Origin of the sequence: Pseudoalteromonas sp. SWYJZ12, from assembly GCF_015864395.1 — a bacterium.
GTDB classification, from domain to species: Bacteria; Pseudomonadota; Gammaproteobacteria; order Enterobacterales; family Alteromonadaceae; genus Pseudoalteromonas; species Pseudoalteromonas arctica.
This window is the reverse complement of the sequence record NZ_JADYXH010000003.1, coordinates 195,485-211,521: the sequence shown is the minus strand read 5'-3', so window position 1 is coordinate 211,521 and position 16,037 is coordinate 195,485. Positions and strand designations below refer to the sequence as shown.

Genomic DNA, 16,037 nt, shown 5'->3' with positions numbered 1-16,037 from the left:
ATGTAAATTACAGTTTAATAGTACTACTTTATATTGATGCGTAAAAAAAACCAACTTAATTACCTTATAAATGTATAATTGTGGGGATCATACTGGCAACAAAAAGTTTATTAAATGGCACGCACACTTTGTAATCATTGTAACTTTGCACTTAACACCTGTATTTGCAGCGCAATTACAAATATAAACAACAAAGTTAAGGTTATTATTCTACAGCACCCAAGCGAAGAAAAAATAGCAAAAAATACCGCTAAACTACTCAATTTGTGTCTAACTGATTGCCAAATAGTCAAAGGCGAAAATAATGACGACTTTTCTATTCTTAAATCACTGCCCGTAAGCTCAACTGTTTTGCTCTACCCTAACGAAAACGCTATTAATTTAGACGATAGCGCTGAGCAATCTAATATAAAAAACATCACCCATTTAATCGTGGTTGATGGTACATGGAAAAAAGCCTACAAAATTTTGCAGCTCACCACATTGCTAAATCAATTCAAAACGGTCAGTTTTAAACAGTTACCTAAAAATCGTTATGCTATTCGTAAAGCCCCTAGGGCTGACAGCCTATCCACACTTGAAGCTGTAGCGCATAGTTTATTTTTAATAGAGCAGCTAAATCCTGCACCACTTTATAATGTGCTTGATGAATTAATACAAAAACAAACCCAACACATGCCCGAGCACGTAAAAGCACGTTACTTAGATTAAATTCGTTACTATATGAAACTTGCAATGCGTAACTACCCCAACAGGCTAAAACGTGGCTTTACTCGCCAAGGCCCCGACTATCGCTTTGACGACCAAGTCGACTTTAGCGATATAAGAGATACCTTTGGCTTTAGATCAATGGTCGTCGGTAAATGGGTAACTAAAGAAGAGCGCTACATTAGCGCTAATTTAATTTACGATGCACTGGCCGACCTTGCACAAATACTGCATTTACCGCCCAAAGCTATTGGTCTTCGTGGCAAACTTAATTTTGCATTTGGGCATGGCGGTCAAAAAGGTGTACAAGCGCATTATAATGCAGCTTCTCAAACGCTTGCCCTTGCAAAAAATGCAGGCGGTGGTGCACTTGCTCACGAATGGTTTCATGCGTTTGACCATCATATAAGCGAGCATTTATTTGCAGCAAAACCACAATTTGGTTTTGCCTCAAAATTATGGCTTTCAAACACGCCTAATTTATCGCACCCACTTAATAATGCTTTGAACAGTTTTTATAAACATGTATTTTTAGATGAGCACGGCGTTGATGCTAATAACTTTGTACAAACATGCATAGAACACGATAAAGCTCACAATATGAATTATATGAGTATGCCAGAGGAGCTTGCCGCACGTTGTTTTGAAGCCTGTATTGAGCAACATTCAAATATAAAAAATAACTTTTTAGTGGGGGGCTTACAAAGTAGTAATTTAATATACCCAAACGCTGAGCATATTAATAAAGCAAATGAAGCGCTTAACCAGTACTTTGAACTACTGGGTTATGCGCTTCATAAAATGGATTAAATCAGCTCATAAAGTGATGCTTAGCTAAACCATTACCTGTACTAATGGTTAGCGAACTAAATCTAGTAATTTGTTTGTGCTCTGAACATTACAATAACCAAAGCTCAATGCAGCCATAAATGCATGATGAACATTATGTGCAGATACTACCACCCCATTAAATTCAAGATCTAATGTAGCACAAGCATCATGTGCTACATGACATTCATAGCCAAAATCTACTGCAGCACGAGTAACAGCATCAATACACATATGGCTCATAGCACCAACAATAATCAACCTTTCAACGTTGAGCTCTTCTAGTACTCTTTGTAAATCAGTATCGCGAAAACTATTTATTTGATGCTTTAAAACGACCGGCTCACCTTCAATTGGAGTAACCGTAGGATGGATTTTCGCACCATCAGAGTTAGGCACAAAGAACGGAGCCTCGTCAGAAGGAAACTCATGACGAACATGCACTACAGGCATACCATTATCACGAAATTGAGCTAGTAGTATTGCTGCATTTTCTGAGGCTTTTTCAGTTCCAGACAGAGGCCATTTAGCTCCTTCGAATGTAGAGTAATAATCGTTTTGTAAATCAATAAGTAGTAATGCTATGTTAGACATAATAATCTCTCTTATGTTGTTTAGGTTATCTGTTGAGACTATTATGCAAAACATCAACTCATTACACCGATGGCGAAATAGCCATAAATCAGTTTAAAAATGACAAAGCATGTTCAGATCACAATTATCGACTACCCCAACGCCCTACAAAGTGCAGTACAAGGCTTTAAAGAGTTATTTTTTTTGGCAAACAGAATAGTTATAGAAAGCCAGCTTGAAGTTCAGTTCTCTGTAAAGGTCATTCAGCCCGATATAGATTTAGATGGGATGAGCCAAAATGATATTATTATTCTCCCACCAAACTTAGATGGTGATTATTTCTTCACGCCTCAACCCAAGTTGTTGCAATACCTCAACGAGGCTCATCAAAAAGGGACTATATTATGCTCTGCTTGCGCTGGTGCATTTATACTTGCCAAAACAGGCTTATTAAATAATCGTGTTGCTACAACACATTGGCAATTAGCTGATGAATTTCATGAGGCATTCCCCAAAGTATCTCTTGAGATTAAAAGTTTACTAATTAATGACGGTGATATTATTAGCGCAGGTGGGCTGATGTCATGGATTGATCTAGGGCTAGAAATCGTGGCTCAATTCACAAAACCACACGTTATGCGTACACTTGGAAAGTTTCTTATCGTTGATACGGGTAAAAGAGAACAACGCTATTACGGTAGTTTTTCGCCAAAACTTAATCACGGGAATAAACAAATATTACTAGTTCAGCATTTCATTCAAGCAAATTATAGTAAAACACTGAATGTTTCTGTATTAGCTGCTTTGGCCTGTATGAGCGAGCGAACATTTCTTCGACAATTCACCCATGCCACAACATTAAAGCCAATACAGTATATTCAAAAAATAAGAGTGCAAAAGGCATGTGAGCTATTAGAATCGACCACTCACAGTTTTGAGCGAGTGGCTCTGAATATTGGCTATGACGATGTAAACAGTTTTCGCAAAGTATTTATTAAGATAATCGGATTAAGCCCTACGGCGTTTAAAGAAAGATTTGTTTGAATAGATAATACCAAAGGGAAGAGCCATTAATTACCGTTATATTCTCACTTCACTATTAAAATAAATGGCTATTATTGTAAATATTGAATTAAAGGTATAAAACTTTAATCTTTATACTTAGCAAACTTGTTGCACCCGCTTAATAAAGCAAATGAAGCGCTTAACCACTATTTTGAACTACTGGGTTATGCGCTTCATAAAATAGACGAATAAAGAGCTTTATTTAGTAGTTACTTATCGTCACTAATTCGACTTGCTACTGCACTGTTTTGATCTTTATACTTTGCATCTTTACGAATGTTGTATGGGTTTTCACAAGGGCCTGAGAGCATTTCAAAGCTCATAGCACCAATTTTCATCAGTGGGCGAAGCGCCAGTGGTAATTTACCTGAGTTGTAAAACTCTAAAACAATATTACCGCTCCAGCCTGGGTCGATTCGGTGCGCGGTTACGTGCACCATTAAACCTAAACGTGCAAGTGATGAACGTCCATCTAACCAACCTACTATATCTGCTGGCAACGTTACTTTTTCATGGGTAATAGCTAGTGCAAGTTCACCTGGGTGTAAAAAGAATGCTTCACCTTCATCAAGCACTATTTCTTCACTCATGATTGATTCCATGGCTTTATTTAACTGATCTTTTGGGCCACTTAAATCAACGTAGGCTGCGTTGTGCGCATTAAAGGTTCTAAATTTATTACCCAAGCGTAAATCGGCAGTTACGCCTGAAATCATGTCACTTGTTGGCGCAGGCTCAATAACAATGCGACCATCGCTTAGGTATTCATTAATATGTGTGTCTGAAAGTCTCATTATTTATTAATCTTCTGTAATCACAATTTCAATTGCATTGTGATGCTGTTGATAATAGAGCGTGCTGGCTATAAGCCTCGCTGCTGCGCTGTATGTTTTGCTTATCGCCGCGTCGTTATCGTTGGCAATAAGTTTTCCTTGCTCAGAATACTCACGTATATCTATTGCAAGCGGAATATGGCTAAGTACGGGTACGCCGTGCTTGTGCGCCAGTTTTTGTGCACCGTCTTTACCAAATACGTGGTTAGCTTCACCGCAGTGGCTGCAAATGTAATAACTCATGTTTTCAATTAAGCCCAGTACTGGCACGTTTACTTTATTAAACATAGCAATGCCTTTTTGCGCATCGGCTAGAGCTAAGTCTTGCGGCGTAGTGACAATAACAGTGCCGCTCGCTGGTACTTTTTGGCTCATTGTTAGTTGAATATCACCGGTGCCCGGTGGCATATCCACAATTAAGTAATCAAGCTCACCCCAATCAGTCTCGTTAAGCAATTGGCTAAGTGCGCCTGACGCCATTGGTCCACGCCATACGGTGGCATCATCGCTTGGGACTAAAAAGCCAATTGACTGCGCTTTAATGCCGTTTGCATCAAAAGGCTGTAGCTGTTTATTATCTTTAGTGACGGGCTCTGCGCCTACCAAGCCTAAAAGCATTGGAATAGATGGGCCATAAATATCAGCGTCTAAAATACCGACCTTTGCGCCCTCATTTTTAAGCGCGCCCGCCAAGTTAACGGCAGTAGTCGACTTACCTACTCCGCCTTTGCCTGAGGCAATAAGCACAATATGTTTAATCGCCTTAAACTTAGCTGCCTCTTTAATGATAACCTTGGCGCTAATTGTTACAGGCACATTTAAGCTTTCACTTACGTGTTGCTCAACTAAAGGCATTTCTGATTGCCCAGCAAATGGCAGGGTTAATTTAATGTGTAGTGATTTATCGTCATTTTGAGTAATAGTATTAATGAAGCTTTCGTCAATACCGACGGCAAAAGCCGCACTACGATATGCCGCTAAGGCAGTAATAATCGGTTGTTTTTGCACCGATTTAGAAGAGAATAGTTTCGACAGTCCAAACATAGCAATTAAATAGCGTTTCTTTGATGAAAAGTGCCACGGAATTATGTAACATTCAGGGCATTAACACCAGTCAATTAATAAAAATCCATAAGCTGTGCGCACTCTAAGCAGATAGCTTGTAGATAAATTAATGATAATTGCCGTTTGTATAATAAAAACGGCGTTTTATCCTCAATTCGGAATGATTATGACGCAGCGAAAGATCCTGATTACCAGCGCATTACCTTATGCAAATGGCCCTACTCACTTAGGTCATTTATTGGAATATATTCAAACTGATATTTGGTCACGTTTTCAAAAACTACAGGGCCACGAAGCTTATTATGTTTGCGCAGACGATGCCCACGGCACGCCAATTATGCTTAATGCGCAAAAGCAAGGGATCACGCCTGAAGAAATGGTAAAACAAGTGAGCATAGAGCGCCAACGCGACTTCGCTGACTTTAATATCAAATTTGATAACTACCACAGCACGCACAGCCAAGAAAACAAAGAATTAAGCGAACTTATTTATAACCGCCTAAACGATGCCGGTCATATTAAAAAGCACACTATTTCGCAATTATTCGATCCGGAAAAAGGTATTTTCTTACCCGATCGTTTTGTAACTGGTACTTGCCCAACGTGTAAGTCTGAAAACCAAAACGGCGACAGTTGTGATTCGTGTGGTGCTACATACAGCCCTACCGAACTCATTAATCCGCGTTCTGTAATGTCAGGTGCAGAGCCTGTACTTAAAGATTCTGAACATTACTTTTTTGACCTGCCAGCATTTGAAGGCATGCTAAAAGAGTGGTTACACTCGGGCACTATTCAACAAGAAATGGCTAACAAGCTAGACGAATGGTTTACCGATGGCTTGCAACAGTGGGATATTAGCCGTGATGCGCCTTACTTTGGTTTTGAAATTCCAAATGCACCGGGCAAATATTTTTACGTTTGGTTAGATGCACCTATTGGTTACATGGCGAGCTTTAAAAACCTATGTGATAAAAAAGGCATCAACTTTGATGAGTTTTGGGCTGAAGGTTCAGACGCTGAGCTTTATCACTTTATTGGTAAAGACATCATTTATTTCCACAGCTTATTTTGGCCAGCAATGTTAGAAGGCGCTAATTTTAGAAAGCCAACTAACGTATTCGCTCATGGTTTTGTTACTGTAAATGGCGAAAAAATGTCTAAATCGAAGGGCACGTTTATTAAAGCGCGTACTTATTTAGATAACTTAAACCCAGAGTACTTACGTTACTACTACGCAGCAAAATTAAGCAGCGGTATTGTTGACCTTGATTTAAACCTAGAAGACTTTGCACAACGCGTAAATTCAGACCTAGTAGGTAAAGTAGTAAACATAGCGAGCCGTTGTGCTGGCTTTATTACTAAAAAGTTTGATGGCAAGCTAAGCAGCACAATTATGCAACCAGAGCTGTTAGCAGAGTTTCAAGCGGCTGCACCTAGCATTACAACACACTACGAAAACCGCGATTACAGCCGTGCAATTCGCGAAATAATGGCGCTTGCCGACAAAGCAAACCAATTTATTGATGGCGCAGCACCTTGGGTATTAATTAAAGACGAAACTAAGCAACAAGAAGCACACGAAGTGTGTTCTCTTGGTCTTAACTTGTTCCGCGTTTTAATTACTTACTTAAAACCTGTGCTACCAGAAATGGCCGACAACGTACAAGCATTTTTAAATGACGACCTTGCATGGGACGGCGTTCAAAATGCTCTCGTAAGCCACCCTATCAATAAATTTAAACCGTTAATGCAGCGTGTTGAAATGGATAAAGTAAATAAAATGGTTGAAGAATCTAAAGAAAGCTTAGCGCCAAAAGTAACTATTGACCCTAACAGCCCACTTGCAAAAGAGCCGATTAGCGACGAAATAGAATTTGATGACTTTGCAAAAGTAGACTTACGCGTAGCTAAAATTGCTAAAGCAGAGCACGTAGAAGGCGCTGATAAACTACTTAAGCTAACACTTGATTTAGGCGGCGAAACTCGCCAAGTGTTTGCAGGTATTAAATCAGCTTACGCACCAGAGGATCTCGAAGGTAAGTTAACCGTTATGGTCGCTAACCTTAAGCCTCGTAAAATGCGCTTTGGTATGTCTGAGGGCATGGTATTAGCAGCAGGTCCTGGCGGAAAAGAAATTTATATTCTTAACCCAGATGACGGCTCAGAGCCTGGTATGCGCGTAATGTAATATTACTCATACAATAAAAACCGCTGATACATCAGCGGTTTTTTTATGGGCAAAAGCAATGTTTAGTCGTATATTCAATACTAATGCCTCTGTATTAAATAAAGTGAATTGTAATTATGACCCAAATTTTAGATGCCAACAGAATAAAAGTAAGTAGCCAAATAAAACAACACAAATTAGTCGCCATACTGCGCTTAAAGCAACAAGGTGATGTAGCACCATTAATTGATTGTTTAGTTAATGCGGGCATAAACGCACTCGAGATCACGTCAAATACACCGGGCTTTGAGCAAGAAATAGCAAAAGCTCGTGCAGCTCATAAAAACGCACTTATTGGTGCAGGCACAATAATCAACACCACCCTTGCTCAGCAAGCAATTGATGCAGGCGCGCAGTTTATTGTAACGCCAAATACCAACAAATCGGTTGTCGAACTTGCCCACCAGCACGGGTTACCAGTATTAATGGGCGCGCTAACACCTACCGATGTAGCAAATGCAATTGAATATAAGGCAGATATTATTAAGGTATTTCCTGCGGGCAGTATGGGCGTTGGTTACTTTAAAGCATTAACAGGTCCATTTTCAGAAGCACAATTAATACCTGTTGGTGGTGTGAATTTAGATAATTTATCACAATGGTTTGAAGCAGGTGCTTGTGGCGCGGCAGTAAGTGGCGATTTTTGTAAGGTATTAAATACCGAACAAGAGCGTAGCCACCTTACCAAGCTTGTAAAAAACTATATAAGTAAACTGCCTAAATAGGCAGTTTATTTTATTTATAAAATAGCCAAATGTGTGCTCATAAAATTTGATTGGGCGCTATACAAAATTAATTACTACTAATTAATTCAGCTTTTTCAATACGCGATCTTTTCTTGGTAGGTAATAATTATCGTAATCAAGTGACACTATAACGCGCTCTGCTTTTCCTAATAACTCGTTACGCGGAATTAAACCTATTACACGCGAGTCAGCGCTATTGTCGCGGTTATCGCCCATTGCTAAGTAATAATCATCAGGAATTGTAATTGCATCAAACCCCGATAAACGTGAAGGAATATTTGCCACTCTTATCGAATGCTCTAATCCGTTTAAATCTTCAATTTTATCAAGCGAGTCTATGTTGCTTCGCTGATCTGCATAATTAAGTTTTTTACCATTAATAATGAGCTCATTATTTTCAAGCGCAACGGTGTCTCCTGGCACACCAATTACACGTTTAATTAAACGGTTATCGGCAGCTTGTGAGTCAAAAACAATAATATCACCAGCTTGTGGATCCGCTAATTTAAGTAATTTTATGTGCGTAAATGGGACGCGAATATCGTAGGCCATTTTATCGGTAAGTATTCTGTCACCTTCTTGAATGGTCGGTTTCATTGAGCCTGTTGGCACTTCGTACCAATCGGCAACAGCGCTTCTAAATACGCTCATCAGTGCAATAAATACGATAAGAGAGCGGTTATTTTTCCAAAACTTATAAACTAATTTCATGCCTATTCCCTTCAATTGAACAAGTCTTTAATTGAGTAACTATTTATATGACTTTGCTAATTAGCTGCAGTTCAATCAATGATGTAACAAAACATGTTGACTACTAATTTTAATTGATCGATTAAATTTAGAGCGTCGTAACATTTAACGAAACCAACGGGTATTAACTTAAAGGAAAATAAAATGTTTAAGAAAATTACTACTGCATTATTGTTTACAACTGCAAGCCTTGGATTTACTACAATGGCTTATGCTGATCATCATGGTATGAAAAAAGACGTTGTTGAAGTAGCCGTTGAAAATGGTTCGTTCACTACTCTTGTTGCTGCTGTTAAAGCCGCAGGTTTAGTTGAAACACTGCAAGGTAAAGGACCGTTTACTATTTTTGCACCAACAGATGCTGCATTTTCTAAATTACCTGAAGGCACTGTTGAAATGCTACTCAAGCCTGAAAACAAAGACAAGCTAACGGCGGTATTAACTTATCACGTAGTGTCTGGAAAAGTGATGGCAGCCGATGTAATGAAGGTAGATAGTGCGAAAACACTACAAGGCCAATCAGTTATGGTTAAAGCCGACAGCATGGGCGTAATGATAAATGACGCTAAAGTTGTAAAAGCTGATGTAAAAGCAAGCAACGGCGTAATTCATGTTATCGACACAGTACTACTTCCAAAAGAGTAGTCATAAAAGAATAAGCCAAATAAAAAAGCATAAGTAAATACTTATGCTTTTTTATTGTTTTATGTTTTATCACATAAAAAATTATTGATTTAGTTTTTCTTTCGCTTCTTTTACTTTTTCAAAATCTAAACCAAGTTCGTCAGTCGCTTCTTTAATAAGGTGCGGTTGAGTCATTACGACTGCCATTAGTTGCTGTAGTTTTTCTGGCGGAATACCAAGCTCTTGAACAAGCGCCATTGCCATCATTGGGTTTTGAGTAAACGCTTCAAACAATGCTTTTACTTTTTCGTCGCTTACATTGTGCTCTTTAAGTATTGCTAGTATTGGATTCATTATTAAACCTTAAGTGTTTTTTATAGGGCTTAGTATATGGGCTAAACCCTAAAATTAAAGAGTTACTCTACAAGTAAAACAACTTTACCAGCATTTTCATTACGCTCTAAAATAGCATGAGCTTCGTTTGCGTCGCTCCAAGGCAATGTTTTGTACAGGTTAAAGTCGTACTTTTTAATGGCAACATCATTGTAAAAACGCGCTACAAAGTCGTCGCGCACCTGGCGTTTAAACTCAATACTACGATTTCTAAGTGTTGAGGCATGAAACGAAATACGCTTTTTTAAAAGCGCGGCAAAATCAACTTCTGCAAAACGTCCATCTAAAAATGCAAGCATTACAATTTGGCAATCCATCGCTGCAATAGCGGCATTTTTATTTAAGTAACTCCCCGAAACAGGATCTACAATTGCATTTGCTGTTAACTCATTTGCTTTCATATATTCTACAAAGTCGGTAGTTTTGTAGTTAATTGCATGATCGGCACCGAGTTCTTTTGCGTGTTGGCATTTGTCATCCGTACCGGCAGTAATAACTACGGTAGCACCTGCGCTTTTAGCCATTTGAATTGCTGCACCGCCCACACCACTAGCACCTGCATGAATAAGCGCTGTTTGCCCTTTTTGCAATTTACCAAGCTCAAATAACGCGCCAAATGCTGTTAAATACACTTCGCTTATTGCAGCGCCTTCAGCCATTGTTACATCATCGGGTAATTCCATAAGCTGCTTTGCATCAACGGCTACGTATTCACTGTAAGCGCCACCAGAACACAAAGCAAAAACACGTTTATTAAGCCAAACTCTATCAACTTTACCACCAATATCGCTAACAACACCGGCACATTCTAAACCTAAAATAGGGCTATCTCCGGCAGGGGCCGGGTATTTACCTTGGCGCTGCATACTGTCTGCACGGTTTACACCTATTGCTGCAACTTTAACAAGTACTTCATGGCTCTTTAAAACCGGTTTTTCGGTTTCACTAAATGCAAGATTACCATCTTCATGAGAAATATATTTCATTGTTGCTCCAAGTTTAAAAACTGTAATAACTTATAGATGGGGATGAACACAGATTCAAACAACCTCAAAAGCGCCAACTTTGTTTGTAAGGATAAACATCGGGTAGATAACCATTGTGTACTTGTTGCTGACAACCTTGCCAAAACGTCGCTAAAAACAAGTTACTGTGCTCATTATTAAAATAATTAAACGCAATCTCGTTGGCGCTAAAAAACACCTTAAATTGGCTTGGAAATATATCGTTTTCAGCTATATCAAAATACGAGTTACTACTTAGCTCTTCAAGTGCATTTTGGGTTTGTGGCACCTCTCTAAAGTTGCAATCGGTTAGTGGGCAAATTTCGTCAAAGTCGTAAAACACAACTCGCCCCCATCGCGTTACGCCAAAGTTTTTCATTAGCATGTCGCCCGGAAATATATTAGCACCGGCTAATTCTTTAATTGCTTTACCGTAATCATGCATAACTCTCTCTAAGGTTTTGTTATCGCATTGGGTAATATATAAATTAAGCGGGGTCATTTTACGCTCAACATAAACGTGCTTTAAAATAAGTGCCTTGCCAGATATAACCATGCTGCTACCAATTTGGCTTTTCATCTGCTCAAGCAGCTCGTCGCTAAAACGGCTTAAATCAAACGCTAAATATCTAAATTCGTGTGTGTCTACCAAACGACCAACCCTATCGGCTTGTTTTACAAAGTTATACTTTTCTTTCACTTGTGCTTTGGTGGCTGTTTTTGGCGCACTAAATTTGTCTTTAATTACTTTATAAACGTAATCTAGCCCTTCAATAGTAAATACCAGCATTACCATACCCGGCGTCCCTGGTGCTGTAACATACTTGAAGTTGGCTGGGCTATTTTTAGTCGTATCAACCTTGTGCCGATAAAACTCAGTTTTGGCGTGCTTTATAAAACCAATGGCGTTAAATAACTCAAAGCGTTGTTTATGTGGCATTAACACACTTAAGTAATCTACATAACGAGCGGGCTTATCGGTATCAACCATAAAATAGGTGCGTGCAAAACCAAATAATAAACTTAATTGATCGGCGCCCATCATTACAGCATCAAGCTTTAATCCCTCATCGGTATTTAAAATAGCGATAGCAAAAGGCATATTGTCGCCATTTTTAGCAATGCAGCGCCCAATTAAATAACAGGCTTTGTTTCTAAAAAATAATGAGTTGGCGTATTCAATATACCCATCGTTTAAATTTATAAGTTCGTACACCTGTTTGCATTGCTGCTTAGCGCCTTGCATTAACGTACTTTGTAATGTGGCTACATCGCGTTCTAAATGACTAAACGGCACTCTAAATACTTGATTAGTGATAAGCGTTTTAACGGCGTTATTAAACCCATTATGTAGCGATACCCTGCTCACTAAGCTTTCATAAGAGCGCGGCTCACTACGATACTTTGCTTTTAATACAAACAAATGCACAGTACGAATTTTTTTATCGTCCCAAATTGCGCCAAACGTTGAGTTAAAAAAGGTATGCGCAATAGGTTTATTTTCGTGATTTTCTACCATATCGCCGTAAATATTTTTAGCTAACTGCCACGTTTGCGGGCAAGTAAGTTCAGCATAAGCAATAACTCTGACGGCTTCATTCACGTTTTTAACTTCGCGCTCATACACCTGTAAACGTTCACGCATAGCACTTTGTACACTGTGATACTGTCGTTGTTCAAAACGGCTTTGTGCACCCAGTGTAATATTTAAAAATTGCGAAAACATCGCCTCAAATCCAGCAAAAACAGATCGTGCAAGCTTACTGGCTACAACGTGTTGTAGCGCATTATTAGATTGATTTGTTAGCTTATTTTGCATAAATACAGCACTTATATTGTTGCCAGTTATGGCGGTTATTTTTTATTAATGGTTTACACCTTAGCAAGCAGGCTTTAATTTAGATAATTAATAAAGCATATAAATAGAATTTATTGGGCGTATTGACCTTTCGAGGTTAATTTTGCAGCCGTGTATTTGGTTTTTAAGCAAGGCAAAGTACATGTAGTGTGGTGACTCCCCATAAATGTACTTTAACGCTGCATAAAGGCCAAATACACACTGCCCATAGGGTTCTTTCTAGGGACGATTAACTCTTTGTTGCTCGATTTTTACTTAGCCCACTAGGTGGCAAACCTCGCGCCGCGATTAAATCGCCCCTAGATTGAACAAATTTCAACCCTGAAAGGCCAACACGCCCATATGAATATAAGAAATGTCGATCTTAACCTTCTCGTTTATTTAAATGTGTTAATAGATGAAAAAAGTGTGTCAAAAGCTGCAAATAAACTTGCTCTTACGCAACCGGCTATGAGTAATGCGCTAAAACGTTTGCGCGATTTATTTGACGACCCGCTACTTGTGCGTGCCGCAGGCTCTATGACGCCAACGGCAAAGGCACTTGCATTAAAGCCTGAAGTTGAGGCCCTATTAAAAATGGCTGAAGCTATTACGCAGCCTAGTGAGCAGTTTAACCCTACAACCGCTGAAGTTACGTTTAGAATAATGGCAAACGACTATATAGAGTCGACCTTAATAGCCCCTTTTATAACGGCGCAGCTTAGTAAAAACCCCGGTATTAATTTTGATGTATTGAGCCCAAGCGACGTAAACCTACAAGATATGGAAAAAGGCACTATTGATTTAGCTATAAACCGCTTTAACGGTCTCCCTCGCTCGTTTCATCAGGCCAGTGTTTGGCGCGATAACTACTGTTGTTTAACGCATCCTAAAAATACATTTTTACAACATTCAGGGTTAGACGACTACTTACAAAAAGAACATATTTGGGTAAACCGTGCAGGCTGGGGACCAGAGGCCGCTGTTACTAATAAATCAGGTAAGCAAAAATTAGGCTGGGTAGACGAAGCCCTTTGGCAACTAGAACAAACCCGTAAAATACGTGTTTTTACTCGCCACTACATGGTCGCAAGCCTGCTTTGCCAATCAGAGCAACTTATTGCCACCCTACCGCGCAGGCAGGCTAAATTGTTAACCTCTCATACTGATTTAGTAATCAGCCCTGTACCATTTCAAATAGTGCCTATTGAGGTAAAAATGATATGGAGCCCGCTACTACACCACGCGCCTGCACACCAATGGTTAAGGCGTGAATTATTAGCGTTTGCTAAAACGATTGCAGATAGGTAATTAAGAGCAAACCTTTGATTAGTACTCAAGAGCCTAATGCGAGTGCCTGTGCTATGTACTGAATCATCTTATTTTGAGCTAATAGCTTGGTTAGCATTTTAAATACATTGAGTTAAAAACTATCTAATGAAAAAGCTAGAACTCAAATACAGTGTTCGCTGAAGAATTGAATCAAAATAGGTACTGCGTTATTCTTAATTAGTGATATAAAGTCAATAACTTTAGATACTCGTTATCAATAACCTAAGACATATTAAAAAATGGAATTTTATGTACCAATACCTATATTTGAAGTGTTCACTTATAATGAGCAAGGTCACCAAAATTAGCTTTCTTCCTTTCTCTAAAGTTGAAACTGATAATTTAAAAACCCTCTTATTTACTGCACGATTTTTTGTTTATATAGCTCTTGCATACTTTTTGAATGGGTTAGGTACTTTTTTATATGATGTTCATGAAGTTGTTAATTTATACAACTTTGAACAAACTTGGAGCGTAATATTTACAAATATTCATCAGACTCTACTGTTGAAAAAATTATTATGGGAGATGTTATTTAGCGCTGCTATATTAGCGACTGGAGGTATATTGGCTGCAATAGTTTCATTCGAGTTTAAATATGAAAGTAAAAGTGACTAACCTCAAGTCTTTGCTACATTAAAATAAACTTAATCGGATTATAAAAATATCATTAAATAACAACAACTTAAAAACCTTGCTGTGTAAGTGTTATTTAAGAGCCTTTTAAGGAAGATTATTATAAATATTGATTACTCTGCTTATTCACTTAGTGAATTAAACGAAGCAATTGAAAGTATTGACTCACATAAATATCCAGAGAACTACAAACGCCTTAAAGATGAATTAGCTAAACCAAATCGTAACGAGCCAAAAGCTGCGCAACAAATAGTAATAGCTAAAAAGAACACTAAGAAAACAAGTAAAGCGCTCCTGTGTATTGTTTTAGGTTTGTTTATTCTTTTGCGCAGCTATTTTAATTACGAAAGTGGTGTCATTTATAAGAGATACAATGAGCCGGCAGTGGCATCTTTAGAAAATAACCCGAAAAAGTTTTATTTATTTCTTTTTTTCACAATTAGTGCCGGAGGTTTTATTACGGCATATGGTATTCATGCTTTATTTTCTAAAAAAGAAGACAATGATAAACAAACTTAATAATAAGAATAACGATACTGCAAATAAAATTTTTGCTGTCTTTCAAAAATCCTATGCTATTGAGGCTAAACTGATCGGCGCGCATAACTTCCCTCCTTTAGCGCGTAATATTAAAGGTATAAAAAAGTCAGAAACTACCTTTTATGGCTACAGTGAAAAAGAATGTTTAGCAGCCGTTATTGAAGTAGATACAAACAACGAGTGTTTAGATATTTGTAGTTTAACCGTTGATCCTAGCTATTTTAAAAAAGGTATCGCAAGTAAGCTAATAAATTATGTTTTAGCAATGGATGATTTATCTCATGCAAGAGTTGAGACTGCAGTTGCTAATACTCCTGCAATAAATTTATATAAAAAGCATGGTTTCGTGGAATTCAAAAGATGGACTCCTTCACATGGTATTGAAAAACTGGCTATGTCGGTCGTAATTTAAATCAGTATTTCAAAATAGGTAATTTATAAATGGATAGTGCATCAATAATTGCGTGGAGTGTTTTGTTTGGTGGCATTGGTATTGGCTACCTTACTTACGGGCGAAGAAAAAAAGCCGTAGTACCACTTTGTATTGGTTTGTCATTATTGGTTTTTCCGTACTTTATGACCAGTGTTAGCATGCTGTTGATTATAGGCGGTATTTTAGTAGCTATTCCCTACTTTATTAAAATTTAACATTACTATTGTTATTGCTATTGCTATTGCTATTGTGACGGATAAATAAAATACACGCGAAAAATAAAAAAGCGCCACGGTATTCAACTTTGGGAAAATACCGTGGCGCTTTTGGAAATCGTCGATATAGGAATCTACCTACAGCGTATTATTTGCAAGCTTAGTACCAACTTCATAAAATAATTAAAATTCAATAAAAACAATTAACTAAGATTCCTTCTTTATTCC

18 protein-coding genes are annotated in these 16,037 nt (G+C 38.2%); 11 read left to right on the top strand and 7 right to left on the bottom strand.

The features are described 5' to 3' along the window. Nucleotides 1-114 precede the first annotated feature (114 nt). Both I6F42_RS05375 and I6F42_RS05370 read left to right on the top strand, forming a co-directional pair. Nucleotides 115-711 (top strand): tRNA-uridine aminocarboxypropyltransferase, encoded by a 597-nt coding sequence (locus tag I6F42_RS05375; protein WP_024590433.1) that lies wholly within the window; start codon nucleotides 115-117, stop codon nucleotides 709-711. A gap of 24 nt (nucleotides 712-735) precedes the next feature. Beyond that, the gene (locus tag I6F42_RS05370; protein ID WP_197151553.1) at nucleotides 736-1,518 is read left to right on the top strand and encodes a CLCA_X family protein; all 783 of its coding nucleotides are present in this window, start codon (nucleotides 736-738) and stop codon (nucleotides 1,516-1,518) included. Between the two features lie 48 nt (nucleotides 1,519-1,566). Here I6F42_RS05370 and I6F42_RS05365 read toward each other — a convergent pair whose 3' ends face one another. Continuing rightward, nucleotides 1,567-2,130 (bottom strand): cysteine hydrolase family protein, encoded by a 564-nt coding sequence (locus I6F42_RS05365; RefSeq protein ID WP_010554235.1) that lies wholly within the window; start codon nucleotides 2,128-2,130, stop codon nucleotides 1,567-1,569. A gap of 99 nt (nucleotides 2,131-2,229) precedes the next feature. Between I6F42_RS05365 and I6F42_RS05360 the strand changes: the two genes are divergently transcribed. Continuing rightward, entirely contained in the window at nucleotides 2,230-3,153 is a 924-nt protein-coding gene (locus I6F42_RS05360) for a GlxA family transcriptional regulator (protein WP_197151303.1), read from the top strand. A gap of 230 nt (nucleotides 3,154-3,383) precedes the next feature. Here I6F42_RS05360 and dcd read toward each other — a convergent pair whose 3' ends face one another. Continuing rightward, nucleotides 3,384-3,968 carry a dCTP deaminase gene (dcd, locus tag I6F42_RS05355; protein WP_007582539.1) on the bottom strand — a complete coding sequence of 195 codons (585 nt, stop codon included), beginning with the start codon at nucleotides 3,966-3,968 and terminating at the stop codon, nucleotides 3,384-3,386. Nucleotides 3,969-3,974: 6 nt separating this feature from the next. Then, complete coding sequence (apbC, locus tag I6F42_RS05350) at nucleotides 3,975-5,051, bottom strand: iron-sulfur cluster carrier protein ApbC (protein ID WP_010554232.1); 1,077 nt, start codon at nucleotides 5,049-5,051, stop codon at nucleotides 3,975-3,977. Nucleotides 5,052-5,238: 187 nt separating this feature from the next. Here apbC and metG point away from each other — a divergent pair, with 187 nt between their 5' ends. Both metG and I6F42_RS05340 read left to right on the top strand, forming a co-directional pair. Continuing rightward, complete coding sequence (gene metG, locus I6F42_RS05345; RefSeq protein WP_007582537.1) at nucleotides 5,239-7,260, top strand: methionine--tRNA ligase; 2,022 nt, start codon at nucleotides 5,239-5,241, stop codon at nucleotides 7,258-7,260. Nucleotides 7,261-7,376: 116 nt separating this feature from the next. Next, nucleotides 7,377-8,024 carry a bifunctional 4-hydroxy-2-oxoglutarate aldolase/2-dehydro-3-deoxy-phosphogluconate aldolase gene (locus I6F42_RS05340; RefSeq protein ID WP_024593389.1) on the top strand — a complete coding sequence of 216 codons (648 nt, stop codon included), beginning with the start codon at nucleotides 7,377-7,379 and terminating at the stop codon, nucleotides 8,022-8,024. 81 nt (nucleotides 8,025-8,105) lie between these two features. Here I6F42_RS05340 and lepB read toward each other — a convergent pair whose 3' ends face one another. Continuing rightward, nucleotides 8,106-8,756 (bottom strand): signal peptidase I, encoded by a 651-nt coding sequence (gene lepB / locus I6F42_RS05335; RefSeq protein WP_007582535.1) that lies wholly within the window; start codon nucleotides 8,754-8,756, stop codon nucleotides 8,106-8,108. Between the two features lie 183 nt (nucleotides 8,757-8,939). On the opposite strand from lepB, the gene I6F42_RS05330 reads away from it, so the two are divergent. Beyond that, nucleotides 8,940-9,440, top strand: a complete 501-nt coding sequence (locus I6F42_RS05330) for a fasciclin domain-containing protein (protein ID WP_007582534.1) — start codon at nucleotides 8,940-8,942, stop codon at nucleotides 9,438-9,440. 81 nt (nucleotides 9,441-9,521) lie between these two features. On the opposite strand, the gene I6F42_RS05325 is transcribed toward I6F42_RS05330, so the two are convergent. The 3 genes from I6F42_RS05325 to aceK all read right to left on the bottom strand — a co-directional run bounded on the left by I6F42_RS05325 (nucleotide 9,522) and on the right by aceK (nucleotide 12,635). Further along, nucleotides 9,522-9,773, bottom strand: coding sequence for a DUF2999 family protein (locus tag I6F42_RS05325; protein ID WP_007582532.1), 252 nt, complete (start codon nucleotides 9,771-9,773; stop codon nucleotides 9,522-9,524). 62 nt (nucleotides 9,774-9,835) lie between these two features. Continuing rightward, nucleotides 9,836-10,798 carry a zinc-binding dehydrogenase gene (locus I6F42_RS05320; RefSeq protein WP_197151302.1) on the bottom strand — a complete coding sequence of 321 codons (963 nt, stop codon included), beginning with the start codon at nucleotides 10,796-10,798 and terminating at the stop codon, nucleotides 9,836-9,838. 64 nt (nucleotides 10,799-10,862) lie between these two features. Further along, nucleotides 10,863-12,635 carry a bifunctional isocitrate dehydrogenase kinase/phosphatase gene (gene aceK, locus I6F42_RS05315; protein ID WP_197151301.1) on the bottom strand — a complete coding sequence of 591 codons (1,773 nt, stop codon included), beginning with the start codon at nucleotides 12,633-12,635 and terminating at the stop codon, nucleotides 10,863-10,865. Nucleotides 12,636-13,016: 381 nt separating this feature from the next. Here aceK and I6F42_RS05310 point away from each other — a divergent pair, with 381 nt between their 5' ends. The 5 genes from I6F42_RS05310 to I6F42_RS05290 all read left to right on the top strand — a co-directional run bounded on the left by I6F42_RS05310 (nucleotide 13,017) and on the right by I6F42_RS05290 (nucleotide 15,809). Then, on the top strand, nucleotides 13,017-13,964 hold the full coding sequence (locus tag I6F42_RS05310; RefSeq protein WP_101216732.1) for a LysR family transcriptional regulator: 948 nt from the start codon (nucleotides 13,017-13,019) through the stop codon (nucleotides 13,962-13,964). Nucleotides 13,965-14,270: 306 nt separating this feature from the next. Beyond that, complete coding sequence (locus I6F42_RS05305) at nucleotides 14,271-14,603, top strand: hypothetical protein (protein WP_133120254.1); 333 nt, start codon at nucleotides 14,271-14,273, stop codon at nucleotides 14,601-14,603. Nucleotides 14,604-14,690: 87 nt separating this feature from the next. Beyond that, nucleotides 14,691-15,140 (top strand): hypothetical protein, encoded by a 450-nt coding sequence (locus I6F42_RS05300; protein WP_101216730.1) that lies wholly within the window; start codon nucleotides 14,691-14,693, stop codon nucleotides 15,138-15,140. After that, nucleotides 15,124-15,573 (top strand): N-acetyltransferase, encoded by a 450-nt coding sequence (locus I6F42_RS05295; protein WP_197151299.1) that lies wholly within the window; start codon nucleotides 15,124-15,126, stop codon nucleotides 15,571-15,573. Before I6F42_RS05300 ends, I6F42_RS05295 begins: the two co-directional genes overlap by 17 nt. Before the next feature lie 29 nt (nucleotides 15,574-15,602). Beyond that, the gene (locus I6F42_RS05290; RefSeq protein WP_197151294.1) at nucleotides 15,603-15,809 is read left to right on the top strand and encodes a hypothetical protein; all 207 of its coding nucleotides are present in this window, start codon (nucleotides 15,603-15,605) and stop codon (nucleotides 15,807-15,809) included. The last annotated feature ends 228 nt before the right edge of the window (nucleotides 15,810-16,037 follow it).

What these genes read in the sequence shown, in the direction of transcription:
- I6F42_RS05305 (WP_133120254.1), top strand. Translation starts at nt 14,271, where the DNA reads ATGAGCAAGGTCACCAAAATTAGCTTTCTTCCTTTCTCTAAAGTTGAA.
- I6F42_RS05340 (WP_024593389.1), top strand. Translation starts at nt 7,377, where the DNA reads ATGACCCAAATTTTAGATGCCAACAGAATAAAAGTAAGTAGCCAAATA.
- I6F42_RS05295 (WP_197151299.1), top strand. Translation starts at nt 15,124, where the DNA reads ATGATAAACAAACTTAATAATAAGAATAACGATACTGCAAATAAAATT.
- I6F42_RS05375 (WP_024590433.1), top strand. Translation starts at nt 115, where the DNA reads ATGGCACGCACACTTTGTAATCATTGTAACTTTGCACTTAACACCTGT.
- I6F42_RS05330 (WP_007582534.1), top strand. Translation starts at nt 8,940, where the DNA reads ATGTTTAAGAAAATTACTACTGCATTATTGTTTACAACTGCAAGCCTT.
- dcd (WP_007582539.1), bottom strand. Translation starts at nt 3,968, where the DNA reads ATGAGACTTTCAGACACACATATTAATGAATACCTAAGCGATGGTCGC.
- I6F42_RS05290 (WP_197151294.1), top strand. Translation starts at nt 15,603, where the DNA reads ATGGATAGTGCATCAATAATTGCGTGGAGTGTTTTGTTTGGTGGCATT.
- I6F42_RS05325 (WP_007582532.1), bottom strand. Translation starts at nt 9,773, where the DNA reads ATGAATCCAATACTAGCAATACTTAAAGAGCACAATGTAAGCGACGAA.
- I6F42_RS05370 (WP_197151553.1), top strand. Translation starts at nt 736, where the DNA reads ATGCGTAACTACCCCAACAGGCTAAAACGTGGCTTTACTCGCCAAGGC.
- metG (WP_007582537.1), top strand. Translation starts at nt 5,239, where the DNA reads ATGACGCAGCGAAAGATCCTGATTACCAGCGCATTACCTTATGCAAAT.
- aceK (WP_197151301.1), bottom strand. Translation starts at nt 12,635, where the DNA reads ATGCAAAATAAGCTAACAAATCAATCTAATAATGCGCTACAACACGTT.
- apbC (WP_010554232.1), bottom strand. Translation starts at nt 5,051, where the DNA reads ATGTTTGGACTGTCGAAACTATTCTCTTCTAAATCGGTGCAAAAACAA.
- I6F42_RS05360 (WP_197151303.1), top strand. Translation starts at nt 2,230, where the DNA reads ATGACAAAGCATGTTCAGATCACAATTATCGACTACCCCAACGCCCTA.
- I6F42_RS05320 (WP_197151302.1), bottom strand. Translation starts at nt 10,798, where the DNA reads ATGAAATATATTTCTCATGAAGATGGTAATCTTGCATTTAGTGAAACC.
- lepB (WP_007582535.1), bottom strand. Translation starts at nt 8,756, where the DNA reads ATGAAATTAGTTTATAAGTTTTGGAAAAATAACCGCTCTCTTATCGTA.
- I6F42_RS05310 (WP_101216732.1), top strand. Translation starts at nt 13,017, where the DNA reads ATGAATATAAGAAATGTCGATCTTAACCTTCTCGTTTATTTAAATGTG.
- I6F42_RS05365 (WP_010554235.1), bottom strand. Translation starts at nt 2,130, where the DNA reads ATGTCTAACATAGCATTACTACTTATTGATTTACAAAACGATTATTAC.